This is a genomic window from Pelobium manganitolerans (assembly GCF_003609575.1).
Taxonomy (GTDB): Bacteria; Bacteroidota; Bacteroidia; order Sphingobacteriales; family Sphingobacteriaceae; genus Pseudopedobacter; species Pseudopedobacter manganitolerans.
The window spans coordinates 199,776-223,696 of record NZ_MBTA01000030.1 but is presented as its reverse complement, the minus strand read 5'-3'; the positions used below and the strand labels follow the sequence as shown (position 1 = coordinate 223,696).

Here is a 23,921-nt window from a genome sequence, read left to right as displayed (position 1 = left end):
AGTTAGACCTGACATCTCTGTCTGTCTGTTGTTTGTTCTGTCTGTCCTCCCGGCGGAGCGCCCTTTTCGGGGCGCCCGCCGGCGCTGCATGATATCTTTTTAAAGAACTTCCGTCCGGCGCATCACTGCGCGCGGCGCTTTTTTATCTTCACTGCCGCTCCCCCTCCGGGAAGGGCCTGTTTTCTATCTCTGTGTTCCCGCCGTTGCGGGGCGCAAACATACAGCTTTTTCTTTTCCCGGCCAAAATTATTTTTTATTTTTTTTTCCGGCCGCCCCCTCTCTGCCTTCCCTGCCCTGTTTCCAGTCTCCCGCAGACCTTGCGTTTGCGGAGTGCAAAGGTGCGATTCTTTTTCCCTTTTTGCAAGAAGGACCGCGTTTTATTTTCAGGTTTCCGCCTTCCCTTTGCTTAACAGCCTGAATGTGTGGGAGAAAAAATTTAGCACGGAAGGAGAAAATCGGGGGTTTTGGCGCCATCGTTACCTGTACACAAGAAACTTTTCATTTATCTGAACCGTGTAATAATCGAGTTTCGGCTAAAGCCATTGATACTTTGCCTTAACAACGGGCTAAAGCCCGTTGCTATTGAGTTACAATATCAAATATTTAAAGACGGTGGTGACATTCCTCTGCCAGTTTCCCCTGTTTATTGGAAACAACTTTCTTCAGACAATATCGCTTTCATTTTTTAACGCTAAAGTTCTTGTTATTGAAACTATGACAGCCAAAAAAGAGAGGCAAAGCAAGTTTAGCTTATTTGTCTGCGTCCTTCATTTGTTGTCAGTATTTGAAAAGCGGTTAACTTGCGTAGAACTTTAATACGAGGCCGGAAACGCTTTAACCAAAATTTCTCGGTTAAAGTTTTGGCTAAAGTCATCCATATTTCCTGTAGAGGAACGGATTAAAGCCCATTACAGTTGAATTATTAAGATATAGATATTTCGCGTCTGACGCAATTTCGCTGAAACTGGCTCCAGAAAAGCCTTTGCTAATCAAATTACAAACCAGTTCAGAAAAAGTCTCTCGAGGCTACATAACAAGCTAAAAGCCGTCGCTATTGATTATTAGCCATAACTCAGATTTATGAAATAAGCTATGCTGTTTTTGTCAAACACTTCAAATCAACAGCCAATCTTATCGGTAATATTTAAGAAAGCCGGTTAATCAAGTTTGCGCTTTGCTCTCTACCTCTTTCTAATAAAGGCTCAAAAAAAGCTTTTGCTTGTAAAAAGTGCGACTTGTAACCCTCCATATCTTTGTAATTTATGAGAGAGGCCCATTCGCGAACGGCTGTATGGAATTCCAAATCATCGCCACGGATACTTTTATCATATAAAGCGGTTTGGATGGTGCGCTCCAGCAAATCATCGTTTTTAAACAAATACTCTACAATACCTAATCGCAATTTAAAAGGTGGCGTTTGGCACACCATATTGTCATACGGATTGATGCCTAACTGATGCCAGGCATCTACCATGGCCAAAAGGCTGAGGTGCGAGTTGGATTTTTCTAGCGTTGCATTGGTACCGATACTAAACTCGTTCATGATATCGATATCAAAAAGGATAAGGTTGTGCTGTCCGTGGAAAACAAAATCACGAGCTTTGTATATGCGCTCGCGGAAAGCAGCCTCATTTTCCTGGATCATCATTTTAAACAAGGCCGACTCTGATTGCGCATAGGCCTGTATCTGGCTTGATGCGTAAGGATTTAATATCGCCAAGCCAGCGTAGATGTGCGGCTTGTAACTAAAAATACGTAAGGTGGTTAAAATTTTAACGTTATCAATGCCTGACACGTAGGCACCGCTCTCCCAAGGATAGGTTCCGGCGTTTTTCCATGCCGTGCCCATGCTCTCGAAACCCATGTGTGTAACGGCTTGGGTATCCGCCATAATTTGATCGTGCTGATGGAAATCTTCCAGCTCTATCACTTCAGACTCGAGCGCGCTCAACACCTCCAGTGCTTTTTGATAGCTATGCTTGCTGATGCGGTGCGGCGCAACCACTAGTTTTTGTCCTTTTGTGGCGAAACCAGGCCCGTGAAGCGAGTGCGTAATGATAATTTCGGTATGGTGCGGCAGGTATCTTTCAAAAGCGGCCACTTCTGGCGTTTTTACAGAAGTCATCCCAGTAACTAAAACGGTAGGCTTTAAATATAAGGCGGTTTGGGCCACTACGTCTGATATTTTCTCGGCCTCTACTGCATAAAACAAAAAATCGGACTGTTGGGCAACTTTTTTTAAACTGTGAAGCACCTGAACGTTCAAAGGCAAGAGCTCTTGTTGCAAAGCCTCGAATTTGTCGGGCAAATCGCAACCTATCACTTCCAAGCCCGCCTTTGCGAAGGTTATCGCGTAAAGCTTGCCCATATCTCCTAAACCGATGATCCCGATTTTCATTTATTTATTTTTTTGATGAATTATTTTTTTGATGGCTAAGATAAGATAAATGCGTTTTTGTGCTAAAGTTGAGCGCATAAAAAATCCCCTTAAGGTTGTTAAGAGGATTTCTGTTGATGCTATCCTTATTATGCTAGCTCATCTTTAATTTCTTTTGGATGTCTTGCACGTAAGTTTTGAATTTTTTATCGGTATCAATTAAATCCTCTACGGTTTGGCAGGCGTAAATGACGGTGGAGTGATCTCGGCCACCGAAGAATGCACCTATAGATTTCAACGAGGTTTTGGTATGGCTTTTTGCCAGATACATGGAAATTTGGCGTGCTTGTACAATCTCGCGTTTACGCGTTTTTGATTTCACCATTTCTACCGGCACCTCAAAATACTCGCACACCAATTTTTGGATGTACTCCATAGAAATCTCTTTGCTGGTATTTTTGATGAAGTTTTTCAGCATCTGCTTGGCCAAGGCCAAATCAATTTCCTTTTTGTTAAGGGTAGATTGTGCCAGCAGAGAAACCATGGCGCCCTCTAGTTCGCGCACATTGTTATCTATATTGTTGGCCACGTATTCTATCACATCGTAAGGTAGCTCTATCCCGTCTTGGTACATTTTCTTTTTCAGGATCGCCATGCGCGTTTCGATATCAGGGATAGAAAGATCTGCCGAAAGGCCCCACTTAAAGCGGGACAGCAAGCGTTCCTCTAAACCTACCAAATCTTTAGGCGCTTTATCTGAAGTTAGGATAAGCTGTTTGCCCGATTGGTGCAGGTGGTTAAAGATGTGGAAGAAAATATCCTGTGTTTTGTCTTTACCGGCGAAGTTGTGCACATCATCCATGATAATGATGTCCATTGCCTGATAAAAGTTCACAAAATCATTGATGGTATTGTTCTTTAAAGAGTCGACAAATTGCTGGCAAAATTTCTCGCAAGAAACATAAATCACCAATTTATCTGGCATGGTGCGTTTCACCTCGTTACCGATGGCCTGCGCCAAATGCGTTTTACCCAAACCTACGCCACCGTAAATCATCAAAGGGTTAAAAGAAGTGCCACCCGGTTTTGCGCCTACCGCATAACCTGCAGAGCGTGCCAGGCGGTTGCAATCTCCCTCGATAAAATTATCAAAGGTATAGTTGGGGTTCAGTTGCGGATCTACCTGTAGTTTTTTTAAGCCCGGTATTACAAAAGGATTTTTGATGTCCTTATTTAAAGCTACCGGCATGGGGATAGATTGGCTTTTGCCTTCGGCGCCGTTGCCGCTAGAGGGCAAATTAGTGGTGTAAGGTTTTTTTGAAGAAGATTTTTCGACGACGATGTTGTACTCTAACCTGCCTGTATCGCCCAGTTGTTTTTTAATGGTTTTACGCAAGAGGCCTACATAATGCTCCTCTAGCCACTCGTAAAAGAACAAACTTGGCACCTGTATGGTTAAAACACTCGCTTCTAACCTTAGCGGAATGATTGGCTCAAACCAGGTTTTGAAACTTTGCGTCGGAATATTATCCTTTATAATTTGCAGACAACTTTCCCATACACTTGTACAAGTTTTTTCCATTTTATTTTTCTAATAATTTGATTTTAAATGCGATGGAAGTATGGCGGGGATGCCGACTTCCGAGCATCGAAGATTGAAAAAAAAAACGATTAAAAAAACTAAATTTTGAAATTATCTTCAACCACCTCTAAGGCAGCTGTATAGCTTACTTTCTTTGAATTTTTACTTGAAAAAACATAGTCTAATCGCCCTAAATTGATCCCGGCAAAGCCCACCTGATTAACCAGGATTTCGGCTCCGTTGGCGTTTCTGAGGCGTTCTGGTGCATTTAAGAAGGTATGTGTATGCCCGCCGATAATCAAATCTGTGTAGGATAATTGGCCGGCCAGCGCCACGTCTGATATCTTTTCTCCGCGGTACTTGAAACCCAGGTGCGAGAGGCAAATTACCAAATCGCATTTATGGTTTAATTTGAGGTTGCTTTCTGCTTCTTTTGCTTTGGCTAAAGGATCTAGGTATTTGGTATTGCCGTATTGTGCTTTGTTGACCAAGCCATCCAGCTGTATGCCCAATCCGTACACGCCAATTTTTATCCCCTGTTTATTAAAAATCTTATAGGGCACAGATTTCCCTTCCATTGCCGTATCGCGAAAATCGTAGTTGGAGCTGATGATGGGAAAGTTGGCGTGGGGCAGCTGTTTTACGAAGCCCTCTACGCCATTGTCAAAATCGTGGTTGCCCATGATGGCCGCATCGTAGCCCAACATGCTCATCATGCGCATCTCCAGCTCGCCGCCCCATAAGTTAAAGTATGGCGTGCCCTGGAAAATATCGCCTGCATCTAAAAGCAATACATTTTCTTCTTCGGAGCGGATTTTATTGATGAGCGTCGCGCGCGGGGCAACACCTCCCCTACCGGCATTAGGTCCGCCATCTTGCGGGAAAGGATCTATGCGGCTGTGCACGTCATTGGTGTGCAGTATGGTGAGTTTCTTAAAGTCGTCTTTGGCAAAAAGGCTCTCGCTGTTTAAACCTAAGGCTAAAAGCGCCGCGCCAGAAAAACCTGTTTTTAGGAAGTTGCGTCTATTTAATTTTGATTCTGCCATCTGCTAGCGGGTTTAACTGTATGCCGTTGTTTTTAAAGTAATCCAGATACAAAAATAAAGCATCGCGGAGCTTATAAGGGGTATCGTCGCGCTTGAGCGCTTTGCTGAAAATGACTCCTCCATCGCCTCCGTTGGCCATATAGTCGGATGTTACTACCGTGTAGTTTTTATTTGCATCTAAGATCTGCCCGTTAATTTTAATGTCTGTCGCTTTTTTACCGCTAATAGTGTAAGAGGCGCCAGAAATGGGTTCGCCACCGGTTTGGGCCATAAAATCAAAGAAGGCCTGCATATCTTTGCCGCTGAAGGTAACCAAGGCAAGCATATTCTCGAAAGGCATCAGCTCGAACACCTGGTAGCGGTGTATTTCGCCTTTAGGCAGGGCAATGCGTAAACCTCCGTAATTGGTGTAAGCAATATCGAAGTTTAAGCCCCATTTTTTGCCGCTGAAGAACATGGCATCGGCAAAAAGGTTGTTGAGGGGCGCCTCTGGCCTGCCCTTTTGTATCTCTACTGCCGATAGGGCCACCACATCGTGCATGGTAGCGTCGAGTGTTTTGCGGTAAGGGCTGATGAAAGTTTCAAGGGCCGAATCTGCCGGGAGATTGGCTGAAATGGGATAAAGCTGTGCTTTTGACTGCGCCACCTTAAGTTTAGGGCTACAGGCCACCACGCTAAACAGCAAAACAAGGGCTATAATTCTCTGATGAATCTTGTGCATGCCCGATGGGGTTAGGTGGTCCGGGGTTAGGGCTTATAGTTCGGAGAGGTCGTTGCGGAGGACAGTGATGGCTAAATCGTAAGGGTTTTCTTCGAGCTGGGAGAGTTTGGCGAAAAGGTGTTTGCTTAGGTCCACCGCAGTTGCATCTTGGCTGACGGCACTGATGGCCCCGTTTACCAGCACGATGGTATCATCTTTTACTCTTTTGATGATATTCCAGGCTTCGGCGCTAATGTAGAGCTGCTGGGTGATGTTGTGCTGGTATTCGGCTTTCACCTCTGCCAATATCAAAGCTTGTATTTCTGTTGCGGACATGCCGGGCTGGTGCAAGCGCAACATCATGTTGGCGGGGTTGATACGCTCGACAAAGAGGGTCATGCGCTCGTAAGCCTGTAATTTTAAAGGCAGCACATCTTTTGCCACCAAGCTTTTATATTCTAAAGATTTGAGGTTGTAGTAAGAATCGAAGTGGTTTTTTAGCACAAAGAAAGCGGTAAAAAACACAAAGAGGCCTGCTAATGTAAATTTTATCAGGTCGATGAAGAAAAGGGAAATGTCCATGCTGCAATGTAAATTGGAGGTAAAATACCACCGGTGAGCCACAAAAATCTGCATTTTCCTGTATATTTGAACATTAAATTTTAATATGAGTAACATCACTGAAACTGTAGCGCCTGTAACGCTTACCGAGGGTGCCAAAAAAGAGATCAAGAAATTAATGTCGCAGCAAGAGCTTGACGCATCTTTCGGTTTAAGATTGGGCGTACAGGGCGGCGGCTGCTCGGGCATGAGCTATGTTTTAGGTTTTGACCAAATTAAAGAAGGCGACAGCCAATATGAGATAGACGGCATTAAAGTATTTATGCATAAAGCGCACGGACTGTATTTAGCCGGGATGGAAGTGGACTTCCAGCAAGGTTTAAATGCGCGGGGCTTTGTGTTTAACAACCCCAACGCCAGCAGTACCTGCGGTTGCGGCACCAGCTTTTCTGTTTAGATTTTTTTATTTTTGATTGATGTGGAATGCCCGTTTTTTAACAAAACGGGCATTTTTTATTGCTGATAAACAGCGATTTGAGGGTACTATGTGCCGAGAAAAAAAGCTTCGGCACAGTTTTTATTTTAGGATAGGCAGAGAACAAAATTAGAACATGATGCTACCGTACCTTGTAAAAACGCTGTTTACCAAAATGAACGTTTGGATATTGGGGATCACCTACCAAGCGCACTGTATTATCCGGATTATCTATGGCATTTAAGGCCTTAAAATAAAAAGCTCCTGAAGCCGGCTTTGGTTGGCCGGGCGTTTTGTATTGCTTTTTAGCAGCTGCCCTGTGGCCCGCTTAAAAATTATTTGATAATTTTAAGCGATTTTTAAAATTCTGATGGCCCGCAACCACTATTATTTTGCTTCCGATTTCCATTTAGGCGTACCCAGTTATGACAGCAGCCGCGAGCGCGAGCGTAGGCTGGTGCGCTGGCTGGACCATATAAAAACGGATGCCCACTCGGTGTTTCTAATGGGCGATGTGTTTGATTTTTGGTTTGAGTACCGCACGGTGGTGCCCAAGGGCTATATCCGCCTGTTTGGCAAGCTTGCCGAGCTGAGCGACGCGGGCGTACAGCTTTATATTTTTAAGGGCAACCACGATATGTGGATGTTTGATTATTTTGAAAAAGAGCTGGGGGCAAAGCTCATCAGTGATGAGCTGCTGCTGGAATTGGGGGGCAAGCGTTTCTTTTTACACCATGGCGACGGGCTGGGCGACGGCGACCGGGGCTACAAATTTTTGAAGCGTATTTTTAGGAGCCGCTTTTGCCAATGGCTGTTTGCGCGGCTGCACCCTAATTTTGGGGTCGGCATCGCCAATTACTGGAGCCAGAAGAGCCGTTTGGCGGGCAACAGGAAGCAGGCCGCCTTGCAGGTAGATTTTGAGGAAAAATGGCTGAAGGGCTATTATGAAAGCTTGCATCGAGCATTTGGGAAAGTGGATTATCTGGTGATGGGGCACCGGCACTTCCCTATTGAGCTGCGCGTAAAAGATTTGACCTATGTTAATTTGGGCGAGTGGGTAAACTTTAGCAGCTACGCCGTGTTTGACGGCGAAAGCCTGCAGCTGAAACATTTTGAAAGTGAGGCACCATGAAAAAGATAAGCTGTATTTTTTTGATGATAGCCGGACCGCTGCTGTGGGGCAAAGGGAGCTTTGCGCAGGATTTCCGTTTGCTGGCGACGATAGCGCAAGAGGCCCGGATTACGCGCCTGGACCATTTGGGTAATTTATATGTGCTTGACGTGCAGGGCGAGCTATATAAATACGGTGCGGAAGGGCAACTGCTGTGGACCTACAGCAATAAGCTGTATGGCATGGCCGGGGCGCTGGACGTAAGCGACCCCTTGCGCGTTTTACTGTATTACCCGGCTTACCAACAGGTACTGGTGCTGAACAGCAATTTGGCTGAGATTAGCCGATACAGCTTTAACGAGAAACCGGACTGGCAGGTTACGCTGGTTGCCAGCGCCAACACCAATGGCTATTGGATATATGAGCAGCTGAACCGGGAGCTGCGCAAGCTGAGTACTAATTTTGTGGAAGATTTGCGGAGCGGCAATTTGTACCAGCGCAACGGCTTTGATATGCATGGCGTGTTTATGCTGAGCGATGAGCAACAGGTATATGTGTACGATACTTTGGCAGGGGTGCGCATTTTTGACAAGTACGGAAACTATCTGAAGACGGCGGCGGTTTTTCCGGACAGGGTTTTTACGGTGGTGCAACCCGAAATATACTATGTAAAGGATGGGCGTTTGCTGTGCTATAACTACTTTAATTTTACAGAGAAAGTGCTTGCCCTGCCTAGGGAAGGCTTTAAAGATGCCGTGCTAAGCTTTAATAGGCTGGCAATAATAAACGAAAAAGATATAACTTTGTGGGCGCTTAAACAGTGAGTATGCGGTGATGGCCCGGGTTAGCTAAACCCGATGGCAGCGGATACCGGCCCGGTGGCTAATGCCCTGTGGCGTATGAGCGTACAGCGGGGCTACAGCAATTGATGTGCAGTGCCGCTATTTTTCAAAAAAAACATATGCTAGATAAATTAGAAGCGATAAAACAACGCAGAGACGATGTAGAAATTTCTTTGAGCAGCCCGGAGGTGACGCAAGATATGAAGCGTTTTGCCCAGCTGAGCAAGGAGTATAAAGATTTGGGGCTGATTGTGGACCAGTACTATATATACCGGGATGTGGTGAGCAATATTGAATCGAACAAAGCGATTTTGGCGAACGAGAAAGACCCGGAATTTAGGGAGATGGCGAAGGAGGAGCTGGATTTGCTGCTGCCGCAGAAGGAGGAGCTGGAGGCGAAGATTAGGCTGATGCTGGTGCCTAAGGACGAGGGCGACGAGAAAGATGCGATTGTGGAGATTAGGGGCGGTACCGGGGGTGATGAGGCGGCGATATTTGCCGGCGATTTGTACCGGATGTATGTGCGCTACTGCGAAGCCAGGGGCTGGCGCTGCGAGACTTTGGAGGTGACAGAGGGCACCAACGGAGGCTATAAAGAGGTGATTTTTAAGGTGAGCGGGGAGGATGTTTATGGGGTGCTGAAATACGAATCGGGCGTGCACCGAGTACAGCGCGTGCCGGAGACAGAGACGCAAGGGCGTGTGCATACCTCGGCGGCTTCTGTTGCGGTACTGCCAGAGGCGGAGGATGTGGACGTGTATATTAACCCGGCAGATATAGAGCTGCAGACGTCGCGATCGGGCGGGGCGGGCGGCCAGAACGTGAACAAGGTGGAGACGAAGGTGCAGCTGACGCACAAGCCTACGGGCATAGTGGTGGTGTGCCAGATAGAACGCTCGCAACTGGCAAACCGGGAGCGTGCGATGGAGATGCTGCGCAGCCGTTTGTATGAGCGGGAGCTGGCGAAACATAATGAGGCGATAGCAAGCAAGCGGAAGACGATGGTATCTACGGGGGACCGCTCGGCCAAGATTAGGACCTATAATTATCCGCAAGGGAGGGTGACGGAGCATAGGATTGGGCTAACGACGTATAATCTTCCGGCGGTGATGAACGGCGATTTGACGGAGATTTTAGAGGCTTTGGCCTTTGCGGAGAATGCGGAGAAACTGAAAGAAGGGAGCGGGGAATAATTTTTTAAAATAAATTTTGGACTTCTTATCTTTTGTCTATATTTGCACTCCCTAACGCAAGGTAAGGGGTTCTGAGAAGAAGAAAAAAGAAGCGGCAACGCTAAAAACGGAGTGGTAGTTCAGCTGGTTAGAATACATGCCTGTCACGCATGGGGTCGCGGGTTCGAGTCCCGTCCATTCCGCTAAGACTAATGTCAAAAACGATTAAAAGCCTGTAAATTAAAGATTTACAGGCTTTTTTGTTTTAACAGATTATCAGTTGTGCGTTATTGTTGCTGGTGATCGGCAATCAAAAAGACGAACGCCCACTTAAAAGACATTTGCCAATTTGTGCGGGATTGACAGGTTGGTGGTATTCATAATTGCCCGACATTCTTCGGCAACCCCAAGCTACAATATGAGCATGCAAAATGTAATATAATAAATATCAGCAATGAATTAAAACACCCCTAACTTCCTGAACCGTTGCAAAAAATGCAACAGTGCAGGATTTAATTTAAAGCAATATGCTTTTTCTGTCTACCATATTTTGTTGGTACATCTAGAAAAACAAAGCGCTATATGGGCATCTACTGGAAATTAATTTAATAAGATTGAGCGCAAAAACCCTTTGAGCCATTTACTTGAGAGATGCCTAATCGGATATTTAAGACGTTTTTATAGTTATTTTGTCACCTTTTTACGTAAAATAGTGACAATAAAAAATCCGCAAGAGTATTTTAGCCTGCGGATTTTCTTCGATGTTATGTAAGCTTATTCCTGTTCCTGTACGCTTTGGCTGATGGCAGAAGCTACCAGACCGGCGGTTGCAAGGTAACCGGCAACAGTGAGCAGGCCTGTGGGCAGTGCCACAGGGGCAGTGAGCAAGGTAGCGCCAACGGCGCCCAGTGCTAGCCCAATGTTGCGGATGGTTTTAAAGAATTTTGGGGTGGGCGATTTTAGACGCCCTACGATGCCCAGTTTTTTATTGATCTGTTTCATTTTTCTTTTTGCTTAATGTTGTCAAATTAGATTTACTCAAGGGCGCCATCATATCTAGGCGCCATTCCATGAAATCGAGCCGCTGGTTCAGCAGTTTGTGCGCAGCTTGGGTTTCTGCGTAGCGTATCGCATTTGCCGACCGCATTTCATCTAGGTCTTGCACTACTTTTTTAAAGTCTTTATGCAGCTGTTTGATGAAATAGGCGATTAGCCCCAGCAGAAAGGAAGCTACAAGGCTGCCGATGTGGCCTTCTAAAACAAACTGTTCCATGGTGCGGCGGTTTTGTTCTCGACCTTTAGTTTGATTTCGCCGGCCTCTAAAAGCTTGTCCAAAAGCGGATAGACATAGCGATATGCCGCTTCCGACTGGCAGACCTCGAAATCATCGCCCCGCTTTTGCCAGTATGTGCCGGTTAAGGGGCAGCCATGCGTGTCCAGGTGCGTATTGCCGATATGTAAGAATACTAAATCAAAATCCGGAATCCCGCAGATCTGCAACATGCCACGGTGCATCTTAGGAAAACGCTCCCTGTATCTGGTGTTCATCCCTGCTGTGGTATTGCGCATAAGCGTATACTCGCCCTCGGGTATGCAGGTTAGCCCGGCTGTTTTAGTTGTGGACAGCTTATCTTCCAATAAGTAATTAAGAAAAACACCGTTTGCATAGAGGTGGCTGAGCGTGGAGTTGGCTCCTTTGGCTATCCTTACCACTTTTAATCCGAAATCCATTTCGAACCTCCTTTCTTCATATGCCCAAAGTACACTGTTTTAGAGCTGTCGTTCGCTGCGGCATCTGTGGTAAAAGCGTATAAATAGTTTTCGGCATTTTTATGCAAAGGCAACCGGCAAGCTTTTTTACTTAACGGACATATTGCCCAATTAATAGCGCCGGTGCGTGCAGCAAGTATGACCACCAATTGGTGTTCATTTTGTTTTTCTGGAGCACCCCAGCCCACATTTAACTGGCCGTCGGTATTTTCCAGCCTTAAGTGAAACCTCGGTCTCAGTTTGCCGTAGCTGAACTTTATCGCAGGCATTTTTGGCTCGAAACGCTCGCCGTTAAATGCTGAAACCGCTAAGAGGCTACTGGCAAAAATTTTACATTCCCGACCGGCGTAAGCGCGAAAACCCAAGTGGGCCAGCTCTACATTCCTTTTAACCATATCCTGTACGAATCCGAAACGTTGCCGCACCAGTTTTTGTTTTTCCGATGGTTGGCGCCCATTAGGCTTAGCGGGTAATTTGCGTAAGTATGTCTTCCCGTTGCGTACATACAGCACCATTTCACCCGATTTTTTAGAAAGGCCCGCGAAGGGGCCTTTCATGATTACTTTTGTCATAACAGCAGAGATGTTACAGCAAGGTCACTTCTTCTGTCGTGGCATTCCCGGGAAGATCTTTTGCCACGATCTTGATTGTTGCACCGGACACACTGGCATGGGCTGCGGTAGTTTGATAAACCCATAATGGGCTGTCTTCTATTCCGGTTGCCTCGCCGCTTTCCAGCACGGCACCTCCTGCATCCTGGATTGTGAAATGAACGGAAGCGACTTTGAAGTCGTCTGTGACCATGACGGACAGACTTTCGTCTTTTTTGCCGGTATATTCTGGAAACTCTGGCATTTCCAAAAACACAGGTGCCTTCATGTAGTCTGCAAAGGCAAGGTTAAAGCCACTTTGCCCTTTGTTAGCTTTCGCCGCATAGGCAGCGCTCAGCTCGTCATCTACGCGGATGACCGCCTTAGCATAGACGATTGCTTTTTTGAATTTTGCGCGGACCTCCAGCATTTTGTCGGTCGGCGCTTTTGATGATTTTACCGGCCTGTCGCCCACGAAGGTTTTTCCAGCACGCTGTCTGAAGACCAGTAATTTTCCGATGAGCCCACTGAATCCAGTGGTAACTACATTTCCGATTGATTTTGCCATTTTCTGAATTTTTAAAATTTAACAATCTGTTTGTTTGTCAATGTTTTACCGGTAATTCATATTTGACGGTACAAACCTACGGCATCGGCTATGAGCTTGTCAATAGTTGGAAGGTGCGTGAAACAAAATGGTAGACGTTGAAACAATTTGGTAGACGTTGAAACACCAATTCCACTGTTTTTTGCACTTTTACATTTTACTCGTCCGCTTAAGGAATACTTAAAGAATACTTAAGGAATACTTAAAACAGGCTTAACACTCGACAAAAAGAATTCACTACTTACTTCTCCGAATTTTATGTTGGTGCTTGTGCCAATATCTTTTCGATGTCCGACTTCTTAAACATGTACTTTTGCCCTAAATACGATGGAGTCAAAAGTTTGTTCTTTCGCCAACGGTATAAGGTAGTTCGGCTGATTTTGTAATGCTTCATCAGATCATAAGAGTCAAACCATACCTCATTTTCATCATTAGTCTCCTTAGGCAGTCTTTGTAGGGCGACGGTGAGTTCAGACAGTGCTTCGGCGGTCCGCGCCGTCATGCTTTCCCGAATCAAGACATTCATCAGTTTCTCGATATTGCTTACCGCCTTCTCTATCTGGCAAATTTTGGGCATCAATTTGTCATTCATGGCGAAAGCAGTTAAGTGAAAGAAAGTGTTGATTTAAGAAAACCGGAAATATATTGAATGATAAAGCCGGGCTATGGATATAGCCGGTTGAATTGTTTTTTAAGGTCTTGTTCATAGTGATAGGTAATCCGGGGCGGTTTTCGTGGTTAAGAAACGCCTCCAATGTTATCAATAAGCCATGACCTAAGTACTAATATAAAATTTTTCTTTTTGATTAATGCAAAAGGTTTTCTATTTTTTTTGTGTTTAATATCAGTAAAAGTTTGTGTTGCTATTCGTTCATCGCCAGTAGGGCTAGTCCTTTTTTTCATTCCTTAATTATCCATTTTCTAACGCATTCAAGATTGCTTCGCAGTTTTCGGTAGTTTTTATTGCTTTTTTTTGCCCTCAAGAATGCTACGCATTTGGCTTGACCAAAAGGACCAAAGGTCAAGGCTGACCTCATTTTGTTTGTTACGCCTGCGGGAAATCTTTGAGCGCAAAACCGAGGCCGTGTTTTTAGCTGCTTGCCGCTGGGTATAGCATTCTGCTTTTTTCGTTCATCGCCACTAGGGCTAGTCCTTTTTCTTGATAAAAAGGACCAAAAATCAAGGCTGACCTCATTTTGTTTGTTACGCCTGCGGGAAATCTTTGAACGCAAACCGAAGCCGTGGGAACGGGAGTGCGTTAACAAAGTTTCTGCACCACTTCGGCGGTTTGCTCGGGGCAGTGCAAGCTTTAATGTTTCTGCAAAAGATTTTCCGGGCTTCACTGCCAAAATTCGGAAGGCCGGACTTATCGCGCGGGACACTAAGTGCGTTACCTTTTTTAATTTTGAATTTTTCTACTGTAAAAGATTTTCCGGGCTTCAAGCTCATAACTCCGAAGGCCGTCCGGCCGCTTGGAACAATTGGGCTTTACTTTTTGAATTTTTATTTTTTCCTTTTCAATTTTCAATCTACTGTAGCTAAAAGCGCTAGCATCCTTTGTTTAAAGGCCGGAAAAAATTCGCGCGTAATGATTTCGTTAAATCCGTTGTCGGTCGCACATCTCATAAAGATTTTCCCTTGGCCGTTCCCGTAAGGTTCATAGGACTGAATTGCATCCAGAGAAACAATCATATGCCGCCTTGTTTGGATAAATTTAGTTGCTGGAAGCAACGTTTTTAATTTTTCGATACTGCAGTCTGTGTGAAAGCTGTGTCCGCTTTTGCATATGATGTACCCATAATGATCTTGTCGGTAGGCATATGCAATTTCTTCGGGCGCTATAGCCAATTTCTTTTTGCCCAGCGAAGCCGGAATTTTTACTGCCGCCTCTTGTTTGTGCCGGTTTAGTGCAGACTTATAGTAAATGGCAAAATACAGCATATTGAGCGCTATCAAAAGCACCAGTATCAATTTAAGCTCCTGTTTCATAAAGCGGCTGCTCCAGAAATCATGTCCGAAAAAAGCAAAGAAGGCCCAAATTAACAGAACGTCTATGATAAGCGGCAACAGAAGCCCGAACAGCATTTGCAACACAATTCTTTTTAGCGGAAACACTTCCCAGTTGTAAAGCTTATCCAGTTCCTTGGATGTTAAGGTAACAGCATTGATCATAAGAATAGCCACGACAATGCTTACTGCCATCGCCAACCAGTAGTTCAGCTGCGTCATAATTAGCAAGGTGTTCTTATCCTGGTTATACGTAACAATGAAATGTGCAGTCGAGACTGCCATTAACCAACGGTATGGACGGGACGGATAACTGTCTTTCTCCGCCTGTACTGTTTTTCTCTTCATTTTTTGTTTGCGGTTTTTTAAAGAAAATATACACTGGAAAATAGGTAGATGCGCAGCATGCCCCTCTCAGTAAAAGAGGCTAAAAAGGTGGAATTAATTTTTAAAGCACAAAAAGTACAAAGCAGTTTAATTCATAGCCGTATGATTTAGGTTGATAGATAAGCTCAAGTTAAAGAAAATATCTCTAAGAGAAATACCAACTGCGCAGAATTTTACTACCAACCGCGCATAACACTGCTAATCTATGCCGTTTTCTGCCGTAGCGTATTCTACCTTAGCTCTCATTAGGGCGCCCCAAAAATCTTTAAACCTTTTAAATTAAAATTATCGACATGGAAAAATTACCATTTACACCAATGGGTGTACAAACTTTTGTAAACGCTTTATATGCACTAGATGAGGACGAGCTGTTGGCAGAACTTGAGGGCTTAGCAGACTTAGTTAATTGGATGAAGGAGCACTTTTTATTAAGCGGTACACAAGAAGCTTATTTAGACAACATGAGCACCGGCATATGCCAATATATTGCCGAGATGTTACATAGCTCATTGGCGGGGCGGATACCCGTGAACTTTAACCAGGTTAATAGCGCCGTAGCCAGACCGACGGCAGTCAATGATGACGGGAAATTGCTGGACTTGAGCAAGAAATCGGAGGCGGTTATCATCAATAACCAATTGAGTAAAAGGGATTCGTTGAACATCAGTATCTCTTATCTACACTAATTAATTAACCGTAGTCATGACCAAATTCGAGTTAACGCGAATAGCAGTTTAAGAATGAAAAAGCACTTATCCATTATCCGTTTGCTGAAATATAGCTATTGCCCACTTATTTTGATATGGGTGTACAGCGCATCGAGTAAGCTTATGGATTTAAATGGAAGCCTGCAAAGCCTGTACTTACAGCCGATTCCACATTGGATGGCGGAAATCCTGTTGATCCAGCTTCCGCTTGCGGAGTATATCACCGCGATGCTGTTGATTATACCTGTTAGTAGAAGATGGGGCTATCGGCTTTCGTTGGGTTTGCTGACTGTTTTTAGTCTGTATATCATTTTTATCAAAGTTAAAGCTTTCGAACGTGTACCCTGTTCATGTGGAGGACTCATTGCCTCGCTGAACTGGACACAGCATTTAATTGTGAACCTGCTGTTGCTTGCTTTAAATGTGGCAGGTTTAGTTTTTCATTTAAAAAGGGAGGAATAGTTATCATCAAAGGAACGCCAAAGGGGTGATGCAGAAAGCCCATCAATCTTTGCCATGTTGTCTGCCCAGGTTTAAAAACATTGGCTAAAAAAGGCTAAAGCTACTGCCTACAAAGTAGCTTCATTTAAAAAATCGATGTTATGAAAAAATCAGGAATGGCAGGAATGGCTGCCTTATTGATCGGATTGGTACTTGCCTTTGCCAGTACCGCGTTTAAATCTGCAGATTCTGCTAAGTTGGATATGCTTATTTTTGAATACGCAGGGCCAAATTACAGCGAAGCAAATGTGGAAGATGAGAGTAAGTGGCAATTGGCGCCGGAAGGCGAAGCTTGCTCGCAGGATGACGAGAAAGCCTGCCGCATTGCAGTTGACCAGAGCTTTGTGAATAACCCTAGTTCGCCGACCGCTACACTGAAAAGCAGCTTAAATATCCAAGCGCAATTGAACAGTGCTACCAGCACGCACTTTGTAGAATCAACCGCGGATGAACAAGCGGTAATTAGTAATACGGAATATTAAGATTTGCTTTTTCCTATTTAGAGGTAGTCCAGCGTGTTTAAGTCTGGACTATCTTTTTTTAATAATATCGAAAAGCTCAAGATTTAATTACATATCGCAACGCTCAATTTCGCACCCGATTTGCCTTAAAAGGGTTGCTTCTACCGGAACATTGCTTATCCACACTACATTACAGTGGTCGTCTATACGGGCATAAATATTTGCCCAAAATTCTCCGCCAATATTTACCGCGTATTCTTCGCCGGTAAAATTGACTTCAATATCTTTGTTTTCTATTGTAAATTTATAACTAAGCCTATGAGCTTATCAAGAATGACTAATATGAATTTCACAATAGGTGCTAACCGTATAAGAAATTGAGTACCTAATACACGTAATTATATGGTAAATCCTCTAACCGCCCAAATCTTTTAAATGGAATGCTAAACATTAAAATTTGTGGATAAAACACAAACATTAAAGGTTTTGAGTGGCCAAAGTTATTCGGCTCTTAATATTTTGTGATTTTCATCAAAGTGAAAGTAAAGGGTATCTAATAAGTTTTCTGTATTTTGCTTGGTATGTAGCCGAGCCTTTACAAAAAATGATGTTTCGAATATGTTTTTTGGATTATGGTTGGCTTTTATTTTAAGCTGAATCAAGCTGTCCTTCGTTTGATAAAAGTCTGCAGAATCTTTCGCTTCTTGAGCTTTTTTCATATAGTCATTAAAATCTTGCTTTTCTGAATAATAAAGGGAGCTCCATCCTAAATCCCTATACTGCAACATTTTTCGTTGGCTTAAATTCGCAAAGTCAAGTTCGTTGCTTCCCTGCTTGTAGAAAGAAATGGCTTTCTCTTGAAATCGGCTTGCCTTACTCTCCAACAAATCATTTTCATCTATAGTGTCGCATTTAACAAACTTAAAATCCAGAAACTCTACGGTAGCATTCATTTTGAAAGCACGATCCTGAATTTCTTTTTTCACTTGAGAATTCATCTTTTCGATATCCCGTTCTTGCTTGCTTTGGCAACCATAAATTAAAGTACCTATAATGATAAAAAGTAAAAGTTGTTTCATATGTTTTAGTTAAGCTTTGCTATACTATTGTAGCGTAACAACTAAAATTATACTTATTAAAAAACTTTACAAAATATTTATCCTACTTAATAAAATAATACAGTGTCAAACGAGTAGAACATTGGCTGTAATTCTGAACTTATCTGGAGTTTAACATAAGTTTCAATTACAGACCCAATAATAATTTAGCTTACATAATCTTTAAGGCTAGTAATGAAAATTGGAAAAAACAGTAATAGTTCGTGATAAGATGCACTAACTTTATATCCCGCCTCCGTTTAACTTTCGCATTAATAACTTATCTTAACCGAACGAAGTTGAAATATGAATTGTAGATGATTTTAAACGAATTGAAACCAAGAAGGGCATTGAACAAAGCCTTTTTAAAAGTGAAACCTAACAGGACTGAAATTGAAGGTTTCAAGACTAATCTAATTGCTTTACTCGACAGGACAAACGACACCGAAAGCGAAGAGTTTCATAAAAATCTTGTCATAGACTTTTTAAAGAGAACCTATTACGACCCAAACCATTTCATAAATACAAAAGGTCGAAACGATCTTGTTATTCATAACGGACAAAATGCAAGCTCGTCAGTCGGTGTAATTCTTGAAGCTAAAAAGCCGACCAACAAGGCCGAGATGATCTCTACCAATAAATTAAATACGAAAGCATTTCAGGAATTGGTATTGTATTACTTACGAGAAAGAATTACACACAAAAACCTTGAAGTAAAACATTTAGTTGCGACCAACATAAACGAATGGTTCATTTTTGATGCCACCCTGTTCGACAGACTTTTTGCTCAAAACAAAAATCTTGTAAAGCAATTCAACGACTTTGAAAGCGGACGATTGTCAGACACCAAAACAGATTTTTTCTACAAACAAATTGCCGAGCCGTTCATTAGCAGCATTACTTCTGAAATTGAATTTACTTATTTCAATATTCAGGATTTTCAAAAACCGTTACGCAATACCGACAAAGCGGACGACAATTCTCTGATTGCTTTATTTAAATTGTTGTCGCCGGAGCATCTTTTAAAACTTCCCTTCACAAACGACAGCAATAGCCTTGACAAACGCTTCTATAGCGAATTGTTGCACATTATCGGCTTAACCGAAACCAAAGAAGGAAGCAAAAAACTGATTGACCGAAACAAAGCAGGAGAACGACACACGGGAACAATCCTTGAAGATGCGATTATTCAGCTTGACAGCTTAGACAAATTGAGCCGATTTGAAAAACCAAACCAATTCGGCAACACACAACAGGAACGACTGTTTAATCTTGCTCTTGAACTTTCGATTACCTGGATAAACCGGATTTTGTTCTTGAAGTTGCTGGAAGCCCAACTCATTACCTATCACAAAGGCAACAAATCCTATTCGTTTCTTAGCCTTGACAAAATCAAGAACTATGATGACCTGAACAGCTTGTTTTTTCAGGTGTTGGCACGCAAGTATGACGAGCGAAACGAAGATGTAAAAAAGGCGTTTGAAAAAACGCCTTATCTCAATTCATCGCTTTTCGAGCCAACCGATATTGAACAAGTTACGTTAACTATCAGCAATCTAAAAGACGACAAAACCATTCCGATTTTTTCGCAAACCGTGCTTAAAGACCAGCAAGGCAAAAAACGGACAGGCAATATTTCCACGCTTCAATATTTGTTTGAGTTTTTAGATGCTTACGACTTTGGAGCAGAAGGCGGTGAAGAAATTCAGGAAAACAACAAAACGCTGATTAATGCTTCTGTTCTCGGATTAATTTTTGAGAAAATAAACGGCTACAAAGACGGTTCGTTTTTCACTCCCGGTTTCATCACAATGTATATGTGCCGTGAAACCATTCGCAAAGCCGTTGTGCAGAAATTTAACGAAACCAAAAAATGGAATTGCACAACGCTTGAAGAACTTTACGACAATATTGAAGACCGCAAGGAAGCCAACCAAATTGTAAACAGTATCAAAATTTGCGACCCTGCCGTTGGTTCGGGACACTTTTTAGTTTCTGCACTCAATGAAATAATTGCCGTAAAAAACGACTTAAAAATTCTGCAAGACCGTGACGGAAAACGCCTGAAAGAATATCAGGTGGAAGTGGTAAATGATGAACTAGTGGTAACAGACGAAGAAAGTAAACTTTTTGAATACAACCCAGGCAATAAAGAAAGTCAGCGAATACAAGAAACACTTTTCCACGAAAAACAAACCATTATTGAAAACTGCCTTTTCGGTGTGGATATCAATTCTAATTCTGTTAAAATTTGTCGCTTGCGTTTGTGGATTGAACTTTTGAAAAATGCCTATTACAAGAATGCTACTGAACTTGAAACCCTGCCAAATATCGACATCAACATAAAATGCGGAAACTCTCTGATGAGCCGCTTTGCAATTGATGCCGACTTGAAACAAGCCTTGAAGAAAAGCAAGTGGACGATAGACGATTACCGAACAGCCGTAGAGACTTACCGTAATGCAAAAAGCAAGGAACATAAGCGCGAAATGGAACGATTGATTTCCGATATTAAATCGGATTTTAGGAGTGAGATTGATACCCCTTTCAAAAGGACAATCAGAGGTGCAAGAGGTAAAGCGGAAAAATTGGCTACTAAAATTTTCAACCTTAAAGCATTTGGAGAAAAGCTTGACAAAAAATTAATCGATGATCATAAAAAAGCAGTTGCGAAATTTAGAAAGCTGGAAGAGCAACGAGACAACATAGAATCTAATAAGATTTTTGAAAACGCTTTTGAATGGCGTTTTGAGTTTCCCGAAGTACTTAATAATGATGGCGATTTTGTGGGCTTTGATGTGGTGATTGGGAATCCGCCTTATGTCAATGCAATTGAGTTGAAAAAGAGTTTAGAAAAAAACGAATACAATTTCTATAAAAACACCTATTCGACTGCAAAGGGATCTGTAGATTTATACATATACTTTTTTGAACTTGGTTACCTTATTCTAAGAGATAACAGTTTTCTAAACTACATCACTCCAAACAGGTTTTTATCTGCCAGTTATGGTTTTGCATTAAGAGAATTTTTGCTGAACAAAACAAGCATCTTAAATATCGGTGATTATTCTAACGTAAAGGTTTTTAAAGAAGCATCTACATATCCAATTACAACGTTGTTTAAAAAATCGCCAAACCATCATAATCTCAAATCATTCACCTTTGTCGATGAGCATCAGCCAATCAAATACAGAACTTACAGAACTGAAGATTTATTTTCTCTTAATGACTTTATACTTGGCTTTGTGTTAAGTGAAAAATATGAGATTGTAAGTAAAATCATTTCTCAATCCGTACCTCTTGGCAAGTGCGGTATAATTAACGCTACTTCAACAGCAAAAGAAGCTGATGACTTTAACGCACACATAAACGAAAGTGAAGGTTTTAAACTGATAAATACAGGAACTATTGATAAATTCTCTAATACTTGGGGGCTATCTCACCTTGTAGATAAGAAGAAAAAGTATTTAACGCCATACTTACCAAAATCAGCAGTGGTTTTAGGAAAAAACCGTTTCGATTTATATTCAAGACCAAAAATCATTTTTGCAAAAATTGCTGTTTCACCCGAAGCATTTTATGATGAGAAAGGAGAATATGCTTCCGTAAACACCAATTGTATTCATTCTTTTACTGATGAATATTTTCCAGAATTTATTTTAGGCTGGGTAAACTCTAGACTTTTTCAATATTTATTTGAATGCTTTTTTGATGGGTTAAAAATGTCAGGTGGCTATCTTTTATACTCTTCGCCAAATCTCTTAAATACTTACATCAAGAAAGCAACCCAGAAAGAGCAAGAAAAAATTGTTTCAGAAGTTAGAAAAGTGATTGAAGCGTATAGCAAAAATGAAACACAACAAATTGAAGAAATTGAACACAACATAAATCAATTGTTCTATCAACTTTACGAGTTGACAGAATACGAAATAAAAATCATTGAAAAAACTAAACCGAATGGCCAAAAACAAAATCCCTGAAAACCAATTTAAATTTTCCTTTGGAGATGACTTTTTAAAGCATCATGCAGGACAAATAGTAACAGACCAAAATTATGCAATCATTGAACTTGTTGCAAACTGTTGGGATGCTGGTTCTACAGATGTAAAAATCAGTTGGCCAGAAACTGGGGGCAAACTATCAATTTCTGACAATGGAATTGGAATGACAAAAAATGAACTGTTATATCGTTGGGGAAAGTTTAACTATAATCGTATTGTTGAGCAAGGCGGTAAAGATGCTAAGTTTCCTAAAAATGTTCCTCATGGAAATCGAAAAGTATTTGGAAGAAATGGGGTAGGTCGTCACGCTATGTTTTGTTTCAATAACGAATATGAACTTAAAACTTATAAAGATGGAGAATTCACACATATCAGAGTTGTAAAATCTATCTCAGGTGAAAAACCATATGATGTAAATTTGATTGAATCAAAACCAATTTCAAAGTCCGAACACGGAACTGAAATTTCCACTTTAATCGATTCTGATGAAGTAACCTTAATTGATACCACTAAACTCATTGAACTTATTGGTTCAAGATTTATATCTGACCCACAATTTAATGTTTATGTTAATAAGCATTCAGTTGCTATGACAGATTTGTCGCATTTAACCGAAGACTTTAGTATCGATTTTAACGGAAGTAAAATAAATATTAAAAGAATTTTTGGTGAAAAAGGGAAAAATACCAAACAAAATGGCATTGCATGGTGGTATAATAGAAGATTAGTTGGCGTACCAAATTGGGGAACATTTGACACTCAAATTATTGATGGTCGCCACCCAATTGCTAAACGACTTTTATATATCGCAAATGCAGACATCATTGACCAAAGAAATTTGAAGAAGGATTGGTCAGGTTTTTATATAACCGATGAAGTAATTAAGCTACAAAATGCGGTTTACGAATTTGTAAGAGACGATTTAAGGAACTTGTTGTATGAAACTCGAAAAGAAAGAAGATTACAAGTTTATGAATCAAATAGAATGCAGTTAGCTTCTTTACCATCTGAAGCAAAAGAAAACATTGTAAATTTTTTAGAAGAAGTTCAATCCAAATGCCCAACAATTGGTGTTCAAGAATTAGAAACGACTGTTGAAGTTTTAGCAAAAATGGAAAAATCTAGGTCAGGCTATGCCCTACTTGAAAAGATTGCTTCATTTCATCCTGATGAAATAGATTCACTTAATCAAATTTTAGAAGAATGGACAATAGATGATGCTAAAAAAGTTTTGAGTGAGTTAAGGTGGCGTTTAGAGTTAGTATCAAAACTTGAAAAGCTATTAGAAGATCCTAAAGCGGATGAATTGCATGATTTACAGCCTTTATTTGAACATGGACTTTGGATATTCGGTCCTGAATTTGAATCGATATCATTTATATCTAATCGTTCTTTAGCAACAGTCATTAAAAATCTACTTAATGATACAGCATTGGCCAACGAAAGAAAACGTCCTGATTTTGTAATTCTATCAAACTCGTCTATCGGTGTTTACTCTTGTGAAAGTTTCAATGAGAAGCACGAACCAAATGATTTCAGTAAAATAATTATTGTCGAATTAAAAAGAGTGGGTATTCCAATTGATACAAAACAAAAAGACCAAGCATTACTATATGCTAGAGAATTAAGAAAGTCAAAAAAGGTAAGCTTAAATACTCCAATTGTTGCCTATGTTCTTGGTTCAGAAATAGAGCCAGATGCAAATGAGACCTTTACAGAAGGAAGTGTGAATATTATTCCATGCCGTTATAATATAATTTTAGCAAAAGCACATTCAAGAACATTTAATCTGATAAAAAAGATTGAAGAAGTTAAAAGTATTACATATACATCTGAAATGGACGAAGTTTTTGGAAGCAATCAAGGAGTATTATTTGATCAAGCCTGATAACCAGTAAACCTATTATGACATCAAGGCCAACGCTCT

General features: G+C 41.7%; 22 protein-coding genes and 1 tRNA gene. 10 read left to right on the top strand and 13 right to left on the bottom strand.

Going from position 1 to position 23,921, the window contains the following annotated elements:
- Positions 1-1,144 precede the first annotated feature (1,144 nt).
- The 5 genes from BCY91_RS17455 to BCY91_RS17435 form a co-directional block, all read right to left on the bottom strand.
- Positions 1,145-2,398: a prephenate dehydrogenase gene (locus BCY91_RS17455; protein ID WP_120183332.1), complete on the bottom strand. Its 1,254-nt coding sequence runs from the start codon at positions 2,396-2,398 to the stop codon at positions 1,145-1,147.
- 133 nt (positions 2,399-2,531) lie between these two features.
- Complete coding sequence (dnaA, locus tag BCY91_RS17450; protein ID WP_120183331.1) at positions 2,532-3,959, bottom strand: chromosomal replication initiator protein DnaA; 1,428 nt, start codon at positions 3,957-3,959, stop codon at positions 2,532-2,534.
- Positions 3,960-4,057: 98 nt separating this feature from the next.
- Positions 4,058-5,005 (bottom strand): bifunctional metallophosphatase/5'-nucleotidase, encoded by a 948-nt coding sequence (locus tag BCY91_RS17445; protein WP_120183330.1) that lies wholly within the window; start codon positions 5,003-5,005, stop codon positions 4,058-4,060.
- Positions 4,983-5,726 (bottom strand): 5'-nucleotidase C-terminal domain-containing protein, encoded by a 744-nt coding sequence (locus BCY91_RS17440; protein WP_245989246.1) that lies wholly within the window; start codon positions 5,724-5,726, stop codon positions 4,983-4,985. Before BCY91_RS17440 ends, BCY91_RS17445 begins: the two co-directional genes overlap by 23 nt.
- A 33-nt stretch (positions 5,727-5,759) precedes the next feature.
- The gene (locus tag BCY91_RS17435) at positions 5,760-6,287 is read right to left on the bottom strand and encodes a DUF7935 family protein (RefSeq protein ID WP_120183329.1); all 528 of its coding nucleotides are present in this window, start codon (positions 6,285-6,287) and stop codon (positions 5,760-5,762) included.
- 85 nt (positions 6,288-6,372) lie between these two features.
- On the opposite strand from BCY91_RS17435, the gene BCY91_RS17430 reads away from it, so the two are divergent.
- The 5 genes from BCY91_RS17430 (at position 6,373) to BCY91_RS17410 (ending at position 10,069) form a co-directional block, all read left to right on the top strand.
- On the top strand, positions 6,373-6,723 hold the full coding sequence (locus BCY91_RS17430) for a HesB/IscA family protein (protein WP_120183328.1): 351 nt from the start codon (positions 6,373-6,375) through the stop codon (positions 6,721-6,723).
- A gap of 388 nt (positions 6,724-7,111) precedes the next feature.
- Positions 7,112-7,873 carry a UDP-2,3-diacylglucosamine diphosphatase gene (locus BCY91_RS17425; protein WP_120183327.1) on the top strand — a complete coding sequence of 254 codons (762 nt, stop codon included), beginning with the start codon at positions 7,112-7,114 and terminating at the stop codon, positions 7,871-7,873.
- Complete coding sequence (locus BCY91_RS17420) at positions 7,870-8,676, top strand: hypothetical protein (RefSeq protein WP_120183326.1); 807 nt, start codon at positions 7,870-7,872, stop codon at positions 8,674-8,676. The genes BCY91_RS17425 and BCY91_RS17420 overlap by 4 nt, the downstream gene beginning before the upstream one ends.
- 137 nt (positions 8,677-8,813) lie before the next feature.
- Positions 8,814-9,887 (top strand): peptide chain release factor 1, encoded by a 1,074-nt coding sequence (gene prfA / locus BCY91_RS17415; RefSeq protein WP_120183325.1) that lies wholly within the window; start codon positions 8,814-8,816, stop codon positions 9,885-9,887.
- A 108-nt stretch (positions 9,888-9,995) separates the two neighbouring features.
- Positions 9,996-10,069 (top strand) — tRNA-Asp (locus tag BCY91_RS17410).
- A gap of 571 nt (positions 10,070-10,640) precedes the next feature.
- Here the strand turns inward: BCY91_RS17410 and BCY91_RS17405 are convergent.
- The 7 genes from BCY91_RS17405 to BCY91_RS17370 form a co-directional block, all read right to left on the bottom strand.
- Positions 10,641-10,868: a hypothetical protein gene (locus BCY91_RS17405; protein WP_120183324.1), complete on the bottom strand. Its 228-nt coding sequence runs from the start codon at positions 10,866-10,868 to the stop codon at positions 10,641-10,643.
- Positions 10,852-11,139 (bottom strand): hypothetical protein, encoded by a 288-nt coding sequence (locus tag BCY91_RS17400; RefSeq protein WP_120183323.1) that lies wholly within the window; start codon positions 11,137-11,139, stop codon positions 10,852-10,854. Before BCY91_RS17400 ends, BCY91_RS17405 begins: the two co-directional genes overlap by 17 nt.
- Positions 11,121-11,597, bottom strand: a complete 477-nt coding sequence (locus tag BCY91_RS17395; protein WP_182995426.1) for a DUF5675 family protein — start codon at positions 11,595-11,597, stop codon at positions 11,121-11,123. The genes BCY91_RS17400 and BCY91_RS17395 overlap by 19 nt, the downstream gene beginning before the upstream one ends.
- Positions 11,582-12,208, bottom strand: a complete 627-nt coding sequence (locus tag BCY91_RS17390) for a hypothetical protein (RefSeq protein ID WP_120183322.1) — start codon at positions 12,206-12,208, stop codon at positions 11,582-11,584. The genes BCY91_RS17395 and BCY91_RS17390 overlap by 16 nt, the downstream gene beginning before the upstream one ends.
- Before the next feature lie 13 nt (positions 12,209-12,221).
- Entirely contained in the window at positions 12,222-12,794 is a 573-nt protein-coding gene (locus BCY91_RS17385) for a hypothetical protein (protein WP_120183321.1), read from the bottom strand.
- A 295-nt stretch (positions 12,795-13,089) separates the two neighbouring features.
- Positions 13,090-13,410: a helix-turn-helix domain-containing protein gene (locus BCY91_RS17380; protein WP_182995425.1), complete on the bottom strand. Its 321-nt coding sequence runs from the start codon at positions 13,408-13,410 to the stop codon at positions 13,090-13,092.
- Between the two features lie 947 nt (positions 13,411-14,357).
- Positions 14,358-15,188, bottom strand: coding sequence for a LytTR family DNA-binding domain-containing protein (locus BCY91_RS17370; protein WP_120183318.1), 831 nt, complete (start codon positions 15,186-15,188; stop codon positions 14,358-14,360).
- Positions 15,189-15,520: 332 nt separating this feature from the next.
- Between BCY91_RS17370 and BCY91_RS17365 the strand changes: the two genes are divergently transcribed.
- The 3 genes from BCY91_RS17365 (at position 15,521) to BCY91_RS17355 (ending at position 16,917) form a co-directional block, all read left to right on the top strand.
- On the top strand, positions 15,521-15,913 hold the full coding sequence (locus BCY91_RS17365) for a hypothetical protein (RefSeq protein ID WP_147387964.1): 393 nt from the start codon (positions 15,521-15,523) through the stop codon (positions 15,911-15,913).
- A gap of 54 nt (positions 15,914-15,967) precedes the next feature.
- The gene (locus BCY91_RS17360; RefSeq protein ID WP_120183316.1) at positions 15,968-16,396 is read left to right on the top strand and encodes a MauE/DoxX family redox-associated membrane protein; all 429 of its coding nucleotides are present in this window, start codon (positions 15,968-15,970) and stop codon (positions 16,394-16,396) included.
- 140 nt (positions 16,397-16,536) lie between these two features.
- Positions 16,537-16,917, top strand: coding sequence for a hypothetical protein (locus BCY91_RS17355; RefSeq protein WP_120183315.1), 381 nt, complete (start codon positions 16,537-16,539; stop codon positions 16,915-16,917).
- A 479-nt stretch (positions 16,918-17,396) separates the two neighbouring features.
- Here BCY91_RS17355 and BCY91_RS17350 read toward each other — a convergent pair whose 3' ends face one another.
- A complete protein-coding gene (locus BCY91_RS17350) occupies positions 17,397-17,975 on the bottom strand; it encodes a hypothetical protein (RefSeq protein ID WP_120183314.1) in 579 nt (192 codons plus the stop codon).
- Between the two features lie 335 nt (positions 17,976-18,310).
- Between BCY91_RS17350 and BCY91_RS17345 the strand changes: the two genes are divergently transcribed.
- Positions 18,311-21,973 carry a DUF7149 domain-containing protein gene (locus BCY91_RS17345; protein WP_120183313.1) on the top strand — a complete coding sequence of 1,221 codons (3,663 nt, stop codon included), beginning with the start codon at positions 18,311-18,313 and terminating at the stop codon, positions 21,971-21,973.
- Positions 21,933-23,882: an ATP-binding protein gene (locus BCY91_RS17340; RefSeq protein ID WP_120183312.1), complete on the top strand. Its 1,950-nt coding sequence runs from the start codon at positions 21,933-21,935 to the stop codon at positions 23,880-23,882. Before BCY91_RS17345 ends, BCY91_RS17340 begins: the two co-directional genes overlap by 41 nt.
- The last annotated feature ends 39 nt before the right edge of the window (positions 23,883-23,921 follow it).

Bases quoted from the DNA above. Each gene is read 5' to 3' on its own strand.
- BCY91_RS17370 (WP_120183318.1), bottom strand. From the start codon at position 15,188: ATGAAGAGAAAAACAGTACAGGCGGAGAAAGACAGTTATCCGTCCCGT.
- prfA (WP_120183325.1), top strand. From the start codon at position 8,814: ATGCTAGATAAATTAGAAGCGATAAAACAACGCAGAGACGATGTAGAA.
- BCY91_RS17455 (WP_120183332.1), bottom strand. From the start codon at position 2,398: ATGAAAATCGGGATCATCGGTTTAGGAGATATGGGCAAGCTTTACGCG.
- BCY91_RS17350 (WP_120183314.1), bottom strand. From the start codon at position 17,975: ATGAAACAACTTTTACTTTTTATCATTATAGGTACTTTAATTTATGGT.
- dnaA (WP_120183331.1), bottom strand. From the start codon at position 3,959: ATGGAAAAAACTTGTACAAGTGTATGGGAAAGTTGTCTGCAAATTATA.
- BCY91_RS17345 (WP_120183313.1), top strand. From the start codon at position 18,311: ATGATTTTAAACGAATTGAAACCAAGAAGGGCATTGAACAAAGCCTTT.
- BCY91_RS17435 (WP_120183329.1), bottom strand. From the start codon at position 6,287: ATGGACATTTCCCTTTTCTTCATCGACCTGATAAAATTTACATTAGCA.
- BCY91_RS17380 (WP_182995425.1), bottom strand. From the start codon at position 13,410: ATGCCCAAAATTTGCCAGATAGAGAAGGCGGTAAGCAATATCGAGAAA.
- BCY91_RS17405 (WP_120183324.1), bottom strand. From the start codon at position 10,868: ATGAAACAGATCAATAAAAAACTGGGCATCGTAGGGCGTCTAAAATCG.
- BCY91_RS17430 (WP_120183328.1), top strand. From the start codon at position 6,373: ATGAGTAACATCACTGAAACTGTAGCGCCTGTAACGCTTACCGAGGGT.
- BCY91_RS17400 (WP_120183323.1), bottom strand. From the start codon at position 11,139: ATGGAACAGTTTGTTTTAGAAGGCCACATCGGCAGCCTTGTAGCTTCC.
- BCY91_RS17365 (WP_147387964.1), top strand. From the start codon at position 15,521: ATGGAAAAATTACCATTTACACCAATGGGTGTACAAACTTTTGTAAAC.
- BCY91_RS17355 (WP_120183315.1), top strand. From the start codon at position 16,537: ATGAAAAAATCAGGAATGGCAGGAATGGCTGCCTTATTGATCGGATTG.
- BCY91_RS17395 (WP_182995426.1), bottom strand. From the start codon at position 11,597: ATGGATTTCGGATTAAAAGTGGTAAGGATAGCCAAAGGAGCCAACTCC.
- BCY91_RS17385 (WP_120183321.1), bottom strand. From the start codon at position 12,794: ATGGCAAAATCAATCGGAAATGTAGTTACCACTGGATTCAGTGGGCTC.
- BCY91_RS17390 (WP_120183322.1), bottom strand. From the start codon at position 12,208: ATGACAAAAGTAATCATGAAAGGCCCCTTCGCGGGCCTTTCTAAAAAA.
- BCY91_RS17445 (WP_120183330.1), bottom strand. From the start codon at position 5,005: ATGGCAGAATCAAAATTAAATAGACGCAACTTCCTAAAAACAGGTTTT.
- BCY91_RS17425 (WP_120183327.1), top strand. From the start codon at position 7,112: ATGGCCCGCAACCACTATTATTTTGCTTCCGATTTCCATTTAGGCGTA.
- BCY91_RS17360 (WP_120183316.1), top strand. From the start codon at position 15,968: ATGAAAAAGCACTTATCCATTATCCGTTTGCTGAAATATAGCTATTGC.
- BCY91_RS17420 (WP_120183326.1), top strand. From the start codon at position 7,870: ATGAAAAAGATAAGCTGTATTTTTTTGATGATAGCCGGACCGCTGCTG.
- BCY91_RS17440 (WP_245989246.1), bottom strand. From the start codon at position 5,726: ATGCACAAGATTCATCAGAGAATTATAGCCCTTGTTTTGCTGTTTAGC.